The following is a 12,774-nucleotide window of genomic DNA, read 5'->3' on the forward strand; positions in this document are numbered from 1 at the left end:
CTTTGTTAGTTTATTATTTCATTAAAAAACTCGTAAACTTTTTTTCTATCCTCAGTGGAATAATATTTTCTAATTTTCCCTTCTACGTTTCTATCTACTTTAACCAATAGTCCATCCGATTCCATTGAATGTAGAATTCGATAAAGAGACTATACATTATTTTATTAACGCTCTCTAGAGGGATGTACAAACTTTACAAAACATTTACTTTCTTTATAGTTGTTATTAAGCGTAGATGGTGAAGTTGATTGTGAAACAACCTTATTCTATTAATGGGTACTTTTCTTTAGTCAGGAGTAAATTCTTTTCCTACTTCAAGTAACGGAGCAGATTCGTTCAATAAGAAAATCTATTCCTTTTAAAAAAGTTTGATTAAAATCAACTCATCTCTTTAAAAATTGTAAAGAAATGTACCTATTCTTAAAAGGAACGTTAGCTGAACAAGAGTTAAAAATAATTATCGCAGATTTCTCAAAAGTAGAAGGGGATAAGAGTAAGTATGATCAGTTTTTTTGTTAGAATTTATTGCTGGATTATTTGGCAGTATTGGATATAGTGAAACTTTAAATACGAAAAAAATTGACCAAAATATTGATCAGTTAAAACAACATGATTGGTTTAAGAATATATACGAAGATGAAAGATATCACCGTTTGTTTTTTGTAAGTAAAAAAGTTAGGCGCTATTTACAAAGTACAATTCTTGTTAGAAAAATAATTCGTAGTAAAGAAGCACAAAAGAAGCTATTGTCCCTTCTTAATAAACAAATAAAATCGTAATTTTCTAGGTTCAACTAATTGGATTTTCATTGAATAAGAGTTATTAAATTACCAGAAAAGAAAGCATTGTGATCAATAATGCTTTCTTTTTATTTACAATAAAACTGATTTTTTGAGTCACTTTTAATCAAAATGTATTTCAAACCAACATTCAGACTATTGAATGAACTTTGCTAGATTGTATTGCTAGTTAACTTTAGAATCTTTATATTAAACGTATCAATCAAGTAATGAATAGAAGTAGTCGTAGCTCTTAATGATTTCAATCGTATATAAGAGAGGAGCAGGGATATGGCACCAATTAAGAAAAAGATACAGTTCAACATTTTAAGTAGTGATTCAACGAATGGCGATGGTGGTTTTGGCGTAGGAACACTCGATTTAAATAATATTACACCAGTCATTATTGATGTAGAGCGTGAAGACGTTTTCATTGATATGGAAGCATTACATGGGCGAAGTCGGATTGAGAAAAAAGTACGTTTTGCACCAAATCGTGAGCATGCGGGACAAGATTATTTTACTTATTGGATTGTCTGGATTGCTATGCAAACTTCAAATAGTGGTGCATATTATGCAGGTTGTACAGCAAGTGAAGTATTAGTCTCGAAAGAAGAAAGACGCATCAAATTAGGTTATAAATCCCTTCCAGAGCAAGTCAATATGCTGGATAAGGCGATGAAGGGCAATGTAATTATGGAGCAGCTAGATTCGAAGTCTAAGCAATTACTCTATCACTTTTTGAAAAGCTTCAATGAAAATTACTGGGCGCAAAGTCCACAAATATTGAAGGATCAGCTCATATAAACGAGGGGGAACAAAAAATGGCTTTTGTTATAACAGAGGCGTGTCAGGATGAAAAAGCAGCATCTTGTTTAGATGTATGTCCGGTAGATTGTATAAAACCTGTAGGAAACCAGTATCTGATAGACCCTAGACTATGTATTGATTGTGGTGCATGTGAAACGGTATGCCCAATTGAAGCTATCTATCATGAAGATGATTTACTAGAAGCAGATCAACCAGCGAGAATAATGGCTATAAACCACTTTAGATCATAGTATTTTAAATTAGGGAGTTACATCAGTCGAATGAGTATTGTTACTACATTTAAAGTAAGTTTATCATTACCAAAAAAGAAGGCAGTATATCAAATAAACCGTATCAAAACGAAAGATTACTTATTGTATATTCTACTTATGCACTTTGTAATGGCGTTACCAAATGGCATACAGATGGCAAGTGAGTTTATAGCAAAAGGTGACATTGATAAAACCTTTCTATTAGTCTGCACTTTATACCCTTTATTAGTCATCTTGACAGGTATTACAAGTATTTCAGTACTTGCAACGACAGGATTACTAATAAGAACCATTGCAAAGAGGAAGTTAGTATATCAGCTTCTTTGGAAAATGGCCATGTATGCATGTACATACCCGGTTTTACTTTATACGACGATTAATCTTTTTTATAAAACCAATACGATAATTCATTTAACATTGGTCATGCTGTTTTCATATATTTTCACCAAAATGATTTTAGCTTATCCGAAAAAGAAGAGATAACTAATTAACATAATAACAATGAAATGAGCCAGGAGGTGATTTGTTCTTGGCTTTTTTTAATCATTCACTTCAACTTATTAAAGGGAATGGAATTACAAAATAGAATATGTAGTAGGGGGTGAAAGTAATGAACAAAACTCTTCCGAAGAAAATACATATTATAGGTTCAGTAGCTAGTGGTAAAACTACTTTGGCGAAAGAGCTTTCTCGTAAATTGGCAATACCTTATTATGAGCTAGACAATGTAGTTTGGAAACGAAGTGAAACAGATGACATTAGGAGAACGGTTGTCGAGAGGAAAGATGTATTAAATGGAATTGTAAAGTCGGATTCTTGGATTATTGAAGGCGTACATAACGAAGAATGGGTTGCTAATAGTTTCAAAAATGCTGAAGTAATCATATTCTTAGATACAAATTATAAGGTGAGAACATATCGAATTATTAAAAGGTTCATTTTGCAAAAGTTGAAAGTAGAGCAATCTCATTACAAACCGACATTCGACATATTCTTGAAGATGTTTAAGTGGAATAAATATTTTGAAGAAGTAGGTAAACCAAATTTCTTTACTCAATATGATGAGTGTCTGGATAAGGTTTTGATTGTATCGAATAGTAAAGGGCTAGAGCGTTATTTTGAACATGATTGAAAAGTACCTGTTTAAATTGAATATTGATTTACTTCAAATATATTGAAGTAGATGGTTTATATAGGATATTAGTTAACCTCTCTTTCTAGTATTCCTTAGCGCTGTTTCATTTAATGTATTAATAGCAGTATTAGTTTCAAAAATAATCTTTTATTAAAATTATTACATAATTAAATACTTTGCTGTTTCAAAGCGCTAAACATTTTAGTCATTTCCTGTACTAGCACAGCATATCACTATTATATTCCATTTGTTTAGTAGGTTATAAGTAGATAATTTAACTTATAAAATGCTAATTTGATAATTAAGAGATGACAGAATTATCTAACAAATGTAAAATGGTAATAATTCCATAAAATAGAAGGGGTGTTTAGGAATGAATGTACCACTAGTTTTATCGCAGTTCCTTGATCGTGCAGTAACACTATACGGTGATAAGGAAGCTGTGCAATGCGAAGGAAGAGTATTTACATACCGCCAGTTGGAAGGGCGTGTAAATCAACTTTCAAGAGGATTACAATCAATTGGAGTTGAAAAGGGAGATCGAGTAGCATACCTCGCTTCTAACACAGTAGAAATGCTTGAAGGCTTTTATGGCATATATCAAGTAGGTGCGATAATGGTACCTCTAAATATCCGATTAAAACCAGAAGACTATTTATTTATCTTAAATCATAGCGAATCCAAGGTACTGTTGGTAGATCAAGATTTATATGAATTAATCTTACCAATCAAAGACCTTTTACAAACAGTAGAACATATTATTGTGCATTATAAGGAAGAAGCAACGAAGGAAATTGGTTATGATGTGTGGCTAGCGACATTTTCTCCTGAATCATTTAAACGTGCTGAATTGGATGAAAATGATGTCTGTAGTCTACTTTACACAAGTGGTACGACAGGAGATCCAAAAGGGGTTATGTTGACGCATCGCAACAATTATTTACATGCATTAAGTTCGATGCATCATTTGCGTGTAACTGATGAGGACATTTACTTGCATGTTTTACCGATGTTCCATGTAAATGGCTGGGGTGCGCCGTTTTATTATACAGCGAATGGCGCGACTCATATTTGCTTGAAGAAGGCCACACCAGAGGCAATTTTCCGAGAAATTGAAGCGCAAAAAGTAACAGTTGTCCATATGGCACCAACTGTACTTAATTCGCTATTACAATATTATGATGAGCATAAACCTGTCATTGATCAAAAGGTACGTGTTGTCCTTGCGGGGTCTGCACCACCACATGCCTTCATCAAAAAAGTGGAACAAGAACTTGGCTGGGAATTTATCCAGGTATACGGAATGACGGAATCTTCACCACTAAGTCTCATTTCTAGAATTCTGCCACAGTTCAGTGACTTATCAGATGACGAAAAATCTCGTTTAAAAGTAAAAGCAGGATATCAGATGATTGGCGCCGAAGTAAAAGTAGTGGACGAGTTCGGGGAAGAAGTGCCTCATGAGGGTACAGCAACAGGAGAAATAGTCGTTCGCAGTAATGGCGTAATGAAAGGCTATTGGAAAAATGAGAAAGCAACATTAGAAGCAATTCAAAATGGATGGCTCCACACGGGTGATGTGGGAACCATTGATGAAAGGGGCTATATTGAAATTACAGACCGCAAAAAGGACATTATTATTAGTGGTGGTGAGAATATCTCTTCTATTGAAGTAGAAGGTGTTCTTTATGATCACCCAGCTGTTCTAGAAGCAGCAGTTATTGCTATTCCTCATGAAAAATGGGGAGAAACACCACATGCGTATGTTGTTTTACGGGAAAATGCAGAAGTAACAGAACAGGAAATCATCGACTTCTCCCGTTCAAAGTTAGCTCATTTTAAAGCGATTAAAAGTGTGACATTCACAAACGAATTACCAAAAACAGCATCTGGTAAAATCCAAAAAGTTCATTTGCGAAATGAACATATTGAGAGTATGAAAGTTTAAGCTCTCCAACAGCCACCTAGACTAGGCTGTATTTTCAATGAAAAGGACTCATAATTGGCGCTATTAAAAGCAAAATAAAATTGCATATAATGAAAAAAAGTAAAGAGGTGGTCTAGTTGATCTTTATATTGGCCAGCAGCGTGCTAGCTTTTATACTCATACTTTCTGAATACTTGAAAAGCTCGAAAATCTTCAACGTATTTTATCTCATTTCATTAGTAAGCGTCATCTACACATTTGTAAGTTTCATTGATATAGGAGGATTAGAAGCTTTAAGCTATAGCATCGCCTCTTTAATATTCGGCATAATTGGCGTAGGCGGTATGGTAATAACACTATATAAACAAAATCAATTGAATATGTAAAAATAGGCCTCCCAGAGTTTTTCTGTGGAGGTTTTTTGATTGTGAGGAGAAATATGGGGCGTTGTTAGGACGTGAATATTCTGCTAAATAACAAAGGACCGAGTTAGCGCAACAAACAATAGAGTTAGCGCAATAAACACCCTAGATTGAGCAACAATCAACGGAGTTAACACAACAAACAGCAGACATACCGCAACAAACAACTTTTTCACTCGATCCAAACTCACATAAAATAAAAACTTCAAAAATAGTCTGCTGAAATTTTACAGAAATTCGAAAAGAAGTATATGTGAAAGATCGGATTCGTCAAATTTTAGAAGTGATGAATTTGAAATAAAAGGTGAGGAATTAAATTATCAGTAGCTAATCGAATTTTCTTTAAAAAACATTTCTCTATACTTAAAGGGGAATATATTATATTGTTATAACAATGAGTTAATTTGAGAGGTTAATATTGAATAAATAACTAAAGATAAAAAAATAGGAGATATTGATGAAGAAATATAAATGGTTTTACATTATCGGAGGTATTTTAATTGTGATTGCAGCAGCAGGCTATTTTTTACCACGCCTTCTTCTTAACATTGCGTATTCCCCTCATTTAGAGGAGAAAGAGGTGCCACTCATAGAAAACCTTCCGAAAGCAACTGACTCATTAGAGATGAAAAATGGCAAATATTTATTAGCATTTTCGGAATTAAAAAGTCACAGTAATTCCAATACGGGAGCTTTTTACGTTATTGATAAGGCAGGTCGTTTTTTATCCCAAAGCGTCAAGCAAGATTTATCGGAGCCAATCGGTATGACGACAGCCCACGATAAAGCGTATGTCGTTAATAACCGCTCTCTACAGCGTTCATCAATCGACTTGAAAACAGGTAAGATTGAGTCGATTAATATGAGTAAACAATCGAGTAATTCCTTTTCACTTTATTCGAATAATGATTATGTTATTTATGATATTGCAGGGAGTCTAAATAACGGTCAAAAGCTTGTATATTGGCGACAAAATAAACCGAATGATAAGAAATCAATCGTTATTCCTCACGGTTTTGCTCATTCCATGCATGTTGAAAAGGATGAGGCATACATTACGACGGCTGATCCGGATGCGATTACGTATATCCATCACGTCGACTTAAAAAACAATAAGGTCATTTCCTCAAAAAAATTAGATTTAGAGGATGAGGAGTATTCACAAACTGGTTTACCAAGTAATCCGGCACTAGCATTTTACAAAGGATATCTATATTATACAGTCAATCAAATGAAGACTGTATCGGATACTGATGATACAATTATAAATACAGGGAAGCTTGTGAAAATTGATCCTAAAACTTCAGAAATAGTCAAAAAAATTACGATTGGTGATGAAAATTTTAATCCAGACTCACTAGCGGTTGTCGATGATCAAATTGTTGTTTTAAGTGACTATTCAGAAGCTTATGTGATGAATGATCAAGAACAGATGAAAAAACTTACTTTCAAAATACCACAGGATCAACGCTCAGCTCTAAAACAAAAAAGTACATTTACAGAACAAATAACCGTTAAAGGAAATAAAGCGTACATTTTCACTATGTATGATCTTCGCAATAATGATAGTGATGATGCTATTGAGCGTGGTGAAATAAATGCTTTTAATTTAGCAAATGGTGAGCACCTATCAAGAACGGTCGTTAAAATGCCTTTATCCACCTACTTAACGATGACCTTCGCTGTGATTAAATAGATAGAGTTATAAAAAAATAACCATTTTGCTAATTGCGCAATAATTAATACATATGTTTTTTTCTACTATATAAATAATAGCCAGCTAATTGCATTTCAATACTGCGATTAGCTGGCTATTTTATTGATCAATCCACAGATCTAATCTTAAGAAAATTACACCAGTAATCATTAATGTAAGAAGAGGGACATATGCTACTCCACCAAATCTTGCAATAGATGCAAAATATGCAGTAATAAGAAGACCTACGCCTGATAATATGCAATATAACCCGATTTTTCTAGTGATCTTTTCTGGTTTGCCATTACTTCTTTCAGATTGATTATAAAAACCAATTAATTCAATCATGTTATACCGCCAAACTACTATACCTAAAGTAATAATGAGCAACGCAAAAACAATCTGAAAAATAAACATAAATAGCATCATCGATACCTCCGGAACGAATCTTCTAGTTAAATACGAGGAGTAATTATATTTGAATTGTCTTATTTATAGTATTCTCCTAATATTCCAAAATACCTTTCCAATAAAAAACACAGCCTTTTGGACGTGAATATTCTGCTAAATAACAAAGGACCGAGTTAGCGCAACAAACGGTGGAGTTAGTGCAACAAACAGCCGTCTTAAGGCAACAATCAACGGAGTTAACGCAACAAACAGCCGACTTAACGCAATAAACATCTCAATCGATCTATATGGCGCCAATCATCAATCAAAATTATTAAGATCCAAATTAATAACTAGAGAAATTCTGTTTTTCCGAGCATTTAAACGTGAAAATGAAAGGGTTTACAGTTTAATTGTAGAATGTATAGAGATAAAGTATTTTTGCGTTATATTTTTATAGAGCTAAGCGACTTGTGACTCATCCGTTAACATTTAGGGTTATGTGAATGAATTTGGATTTTGATGGAGGAGGTACCTATGCAAATAAATGATATTCTATCCCGTTTTAAGAAGGACGCATCAGATAATAGTTATATGGCAGAAGTAACAAAACAATTCGCGAGCAAAATAGATAACTTTTTTGTTTTGTATATCCCTGCACAAAACGAGCAATCAATTGATTATGAATCTTTATTTAATCAGCATCAAATGCATGGGGAAATATTTAAAATACAAGCTGCAGGTAATGCACTACTCGCAAAGACCTTTATCATAAAGGAAGCAGTTTATCAAAAAAATGAAGAGGTATTTTTGAACCTAAGGCTAAAAGCTAGAGATGAAATGATTGCAGAGATCGCCAAAAACATAATGTTTTATTTATTAGCAGAAAGAAATCAAACACATTTAAAAAGTCATCCTATTTTAACAGATCCTAGTGTAATTGAAGAAAAGCTTCTCCAATTACAAAATTCACTGAAAGTAAATTCATTTTTAGCAGAGTCATCTACTTGGGAGGATTTTTATAGCTGGTTTAGGCATCAATTATTTGAGTGGATGCTAGAAGAAGCTGGGCTGATTAGTCAGGCAGAGGAATTAGCTAAATTAGATGATAGAGAACTAAAAGAAATGTTTTACAACTATTTGACTACTAATTTTTCTGAAAATACAGAATTTGTTGAGAAGACTGCTCAAATAGTGAATGTCTATGTACAGCAATGGGTTCAAAATATTATAGATGAGATAAAGTTAGGGAAACTAGCAATTCCAGAAATAGAAAGTAGTATTAATCAACATAAAGGCGCACTGGAAAAAAAGGGTTTATTAATTTCCAAACTTCGAGATTTTGCTTATAATTTTATGATTCATAATCATCTATTTGTGATGAACTCTGCTCCGTATCAAGCTGTAAGAGAGGCTATTTTCAAAAAAGGTTTTAGTCAAATCGAGCAGTCACCTTGGCCAACAACGAGAATTAATAAAGGTAATACAGAAGGCTTTATTCAAATTATCCCTAAGATAGAAACAGACAATCATTGCATTAATCCGAACGTAACAACTATCCAAGAAGCTTGGCATGTTGCTGATTCATTGACAGATGTTGATGTGGATGTGTTTGATGCGCTTTGTGGAATCTTTTTATCAAGAGCAAAGCATAATGAGGAAATGATTGAAATTGAATTGAATGATTTATTAGCGTTGAGAGGTTTGAAGCCCAAGCTAGGTGGAGAAGGACGCCGTGGCGGATTTGAAGCGAAACAAAAGGAGCAAATTCTAAAATCGCTTACGAATATTCAAAGTATATGGCTTAGCATTGATAAAGCCACTATTTATGAAAAAGGTAAGCCAGTACAATTAAAATTGCAAGGACGAACATTTATTTTTATAAATGAACAAGGTCAAGAATACTCGATTTCAGAAAAGAATTGCGCAAAAAAGATAACTTTTACAATCGATCAAGTGTTTGCGAAATACTTAAATGGTTCTAGCAGGCAAGTGGCTTTGCTCTCTATGAAGGCTCTGCAATATCATCCATATAAACAATTATGGGAGAAAAGGTTATCAAGATACTTTAGCTGGCGTTGGAGAACGCAAGCAAGGAAAGGTTCATTTTTACAACCAAATAAAATCCATACATTATTAGAATCAATTGGAGAAAAAGTGAACGTTAAAACGCCTTCCCGAACAAGGGAGCGTTTCGAAAAGGCATTGGATACGTTACTTGATGATGGTGTAATTGCTTCATGGCACTATGAAAAATGGGATGAAGCAATTGCCGATTATAAAGGATGGTCGCGAATGTGGTTAAATGCATCTGTTCTAATCGAGCCACCTGAGATCATTAAGGACCATTACCGCTCAATTGAAAAAAAGCAAAAAGGCCGAAATAAGGAACAGCAACTTCCTGTTATTCCGAATGCTCAAAATCCCCAACAATTACTAGGGGAAAGATTAAAAAATTGTCGCAAAAGTTTACAACTCACCTTGTTCCAAGTAGCAGAGGCACTAGAAATTTCACCTTCTTACGTCAGCAACATTGAAAGAACCGTCATAACCCCTTCAGCTAAAATACGTAAAAAAATAATCAAATGGTTAGATATATATGAAACTTAACTTGAATCAAAACCTCTGCAGAACTGCAGAGGTTTTTTGTTGTTCTTAAAAATTTTTGTCGATTTAAACTACTGAGAAGAAGATTTAAACTACTGAGAAGAAGATTTAACCTACTGAAAAGAAGATTTAACCTACTGAGAAGAAGATTTAACCTACTGAGAAGAAGATTTAACCTACTGAGAAGAAGATTTAACCTACTGAGGAGAAGATTTGACCTACTGAGGAGAAGATTTAACCTACTGAGAAGAAGATTTAACCTACTGAGAAGAAAATTTAACCTACCAGAGAAATCATTCATTTATTCCATGCGTGTATGTTGCATCATTGTCGGGGTTGGCTTGCAGTGATGTCGGGGTTATCGAGAATAGATGATTTTTTCATCTTATGACAACCTATTGTCAGTCCTCACATTTAAAGACATTCAGATTTTTTTCACAACCTAATAATTATATAAGTTTAGTGATTAATAATTTCTAGAATTATAAACGGCTAGCGGTAAACTGTTTGAACAGATATGTATCTGTTCAACTATTTAGCAGATGGGGGGATATAGATGACAGAAGTTAAGAAGAAGTATGAGGATCTTGAAGCTTTGTTTAAGCCACGGTCAATCGCAGTTCTTGGTGTTTCTGAGAACCACTACAAAATCGGTTATTTACAAGTTAAGGCGTTGTTAGATGGAAAATTTACTGGTGATATTTATCCAATACATCCTTCTGCTAGCGAAATCGCTGGATTAACATGTTACCCAACTTTACAAGATGTTCCTTTTGACATCGACTTAGTTATTTTTTGTGTATCTGCGAATCGAGTAGAGGCAGGTATTGAGGCATGTGTAGAAAAGAAAGTTAAGGCAGCAATAATTTTTGCAGCGGGCTTCTCTGAAACGAGTAAAGAGGGGATAGAACTGCAGACCCGGTTAACTGAGGTTGCTAGAGAAAATGGTATACGAATTGTTGGACCTAACTGCGTTGGGTTAGTGAACGTTTCGAACGGTTTAATTGGTACTTTTTCTCCGGCTATTTTAACAGTTCCAACAGATGGTCAAAAGGGCGTAGGTTATGTCTCTCAAAGTGGCGCATTTGGAGTGTTAACTTATATGGCAGCCGCACAAAATGGAGTCAGTTTCAATTACTTCGTGAGCACAGGGAATGAAATGGAATCAGAATTCTCCGATTTTGCGGAATATATGATTCACGATCCCAACACAAACATTATTAGCGGCTATTTAGAAGGTGCCAAAAATCCCGAAAAACTTAAAAGCCTAGCAAAAGAAGCGCTGGATCGAAATAAGCCTATCATTATTATGAAAACAGGACGTAGCACAGCAGGTAGTAGAGCGGCTGCTTCTCATACAGGATCCCTTGCCGGTTCAGATAAAATCTATGATGCATTTTTCAAACAGGCAGGTATTGTGCGAGCAGACGATTATGAAGATATCATCTCTTTTTCTAAGCTTTTTCAAAAAGAGAAGCTACCTAAAGGGAAAAATACAGTAATTATTACAAGCTCGGGTGGCAGAGGGATAAATGAAGCTGATCGATGTGAAGCTTATGGATTAAATATTATACCTCTTAGTAGTAAGACAACATCTGAGATTAAACACAATGTACCTAGTTTTGCAAGCGTTTCCAATCCGATCGATCTCACAGCTGCAGCATCTGTTACGAATCCAGAGTTATTTTTAGCACCATTAAAAGCCCTTGTTGAAGATCCGGAAGTGGATAATATCGTTTTCACAGAGTTCTCACATAGTTGGACAGCTGAATCGCCACACTTACAAGAGTTCATTAAAATCTGTAATTGTTCTGATAAGTATGTCTGTATAACGACGTTTACATTAGACGGAATGAGCTACCCACCAGCAACGGAGGAACTTGTGAAAAATGGTATACCAGTTGTACCAAGTCATCTGAATCCAATTAGAGGGCTATCGAAATTAGTAGAGTATGGTCAGTACTACCGTGAGAATCAGAAAAATAATGAAACGGCTGATGTAGAAAGTGATAAGCAATATGATGTTGAGAGTTTATTAACACCAGGTGCAACTTTAAGTGAAGCGCAAGCGAGTGAAGTGTTAGAACGTTATCAAATTCCAACGACGACTCGTATGATTGCAAAAACAGCGGAAGAAGCTGTAGAGTACGCAAATAATATCGGTTATCCAGTTGTCTTAAAAGTGGATTCACCAGATATTCCACATAAGACAGAAGCGGATGTCATTCGATTAAATTTAACGAAAGATGTAGAAGTAAAACAAGCATTCCATCAAATTATTGCTAATGCTAGTCACTATAAACAGAACGCAAGTATCAATGGTGTTTCAATTCAGGAAATGTTAGCTGATGGAGTAGAAATAATTATAGGTGCCCACAATGACGCAGTATTTGGGCCAGTTGTCATGGTTGGACTAGGTGGTATTTTCGTAGAAATATATAAAGATATTTCATTTAGAGTTGCTCCTATCTTAAGAAAAGATGCACTAGAAATGATTGATGAATTAAAAGGAAAAGACATATTAAAAGGTGCAAGAGGTAAAGCCGCGCTTGATGTGGATGCGATTGTTGATGTGCTATTGAAGGTATCAGCCTTAGTAACAGATTACAAGGATTCAATTGAAGAGTTAGATATAAATCCGTTGATCGTATATGAAAAAGAAGTAAAAGCGGCTGATGCCATGCTTGTTGTCAAAAATAAAACAGATTTGATAGCGACAATTAGGGGGTAGAAAGT

General features: G+C 34.5%; 11 protein-coding genes and 1 pseudogene. 10 read left to right on the plus strand and 2 right to left on the minus strand.

Annotated elements, in window-relative coordinates; translation table 11 throughout:
* Positions 1–5 precede the first annotated feature (5 nt).
* Positions 6–149 (minus strand): annotated as a pseudogene (locus MHH85_RS06855) (PadR family transcriptional regulator); the annotation flags it as partial.
* A 363-nt stretch (positions 150–512) separates the two neighbouring features.
* Here MHH85_RS06855 and MHH85_RS06860 point away from each other — a divergent pair.
* From MHH85_RS06860 to MHH85_RS06895, 8 genes are all read left to right on the plus strand, one after another.
* A complete protein-coding gene (locus MHH85_RS06860) occupies positions 513–779 on the plus strand; it encodes a hypothetical protein (RefSeq protein ID WP_340706402.1) in 267 nt (88 codons plus the stop codon).
* 291 nt (positions 780–1,070) lie between these two features.
* Complete coding sequence (locus tag MHH85_RS06865) at positions 1,071–1,586, plus strand: YwhD family protein (protein WP_340706403.1); 516 nt, start codon at positions 1,071–1,073, stop codon at positions 1,584–1,586.
* 17 nt (positions 1,587–1,603) lie between these two features.
* Positions 1,604–1,840: an indolepyruvate ferredoxin oxidoreductase subunit alpha gene (locus MHH85_RS06870; RefSeq protein WP_193740051.1), complete on the plus strand. Its 237-nt coding sequence runs from the start codon at positions 1,604–1,606 to the stop codon at positions 1,838–1,840.
* A 30-nt stretch (positions 1,841–1,870) separates the two neighbouring features.
* Positions 1,871–2,344 (plus strand): DUF1189 family protein, encoded by a 474-nt coding sequence (locus MHH85_RS06875; protein ID WP_193740050.1) that lies wholly within the window; start codon positions 1,871–1,873, stop codon positions 2,342–2,344.
* A gap of 127 nt (positions 2,345–2,471) precedes the next feature.
* On the plus strand, positions 2,472–2,993 hold the full coding sequence (locus MHH85_RS06880; RefSeq protein WP_340706404.1) for an AAA family ATPase: 522 nt from the start codon (positions 2,472–2,474) through the stop codon (positions 2,991–2,993).
* A gap of 376 nt (positions 2,994–3,369) precedes the next feature.
* A complete protein-coding gene (locus tag MHH85_RS06885) occupies positions 3,370–4,944 on the plus strand; it encodes a long-chain-fatty-acid--CoA ligase (protein ID WP_340706405.1) in 1,575 nt (524 codons plus the stop codon).
* Positions 4,945–5,060: 116 nt separating this feature from the next.
* Positions 5,061–5,309, plus strand: coding sequence for a hypothetical protein (locus MHH85_RS06890; protein WP_340706406.1), 249 nt, complete (start codon positions 5,061–5,063; stop codon positions 5,307–5,309).
* Between the two features lie 493 nt (positions 5,310–5,802).
* Positions 5,803–7,041 (plus strand): hypothetical protein, encoded by a 1,239-nt coding sequence (locus tag MHH85_RS06895; RefSeq protein WP_340706407.1) that lies wholly within the window; start codon positions 5,803–5,805, stop codon positions 7,039–7,041.
* Between the two features lie 120 nt (positions 7,042–7,161).
* Here the strand turns inward: MHH85_RS06895 and MHH85_RS06900 are convergent, their stop codons facing one another.
* Entirely contained in the window at positions 7,162–7,470 is a 309-nt protein-coding gene (locus MHH85_RS06900) for a DUF3784 domain-containing protein (protein ID WP_340706408.1), read from the minus strand.
* Positions 7,471–7,968: 498 nt separating this feature from the next.
* Here MHH85_RS06900 and MHH85_RS06905 point away from each other — a divergent pair, with 498 nt between their 5' ends.
* Positions 7,969–10,041 carry a helix-turn-helix domain-containing protein gene (locus MHH85_RS06905; RefSeq protein WP_340706409.1) on the plus strand — a complete coding sequence of 691 codons (2,073 nt, stop codon included), beginning with the start codon at positions 7,969–7,971 and terminating at the stop codon, positions 10,039–10,041.
* Positions 10,042–10,594: 553 nt separating this feature from the next.
* The gene (locus MHH85_RS06910) at positions 10,595–12,769 is read left to right on the plus strand and encodes an acetate--CoA ligase family protein (RefSeq protein ID WP_340706410.1); all 2,175 of its coding nucleotides are present in this window, start codon (positions 10,595–10,597) and stop codon (positions 12,767–12,769) included.
* Positions 12,770–12,774 lie beyond the last annotated feature (5 nt).

The sequence above is a fragment of the Viridibacillus sp. FSL E2-0187 genome, assembly GCF_038006425.1.
GTDB lineage: Bacteria > Bacillota > Bacilli > Bacillales_A > Planococcaceae > Viridibacillus > Viridibacillus arvi.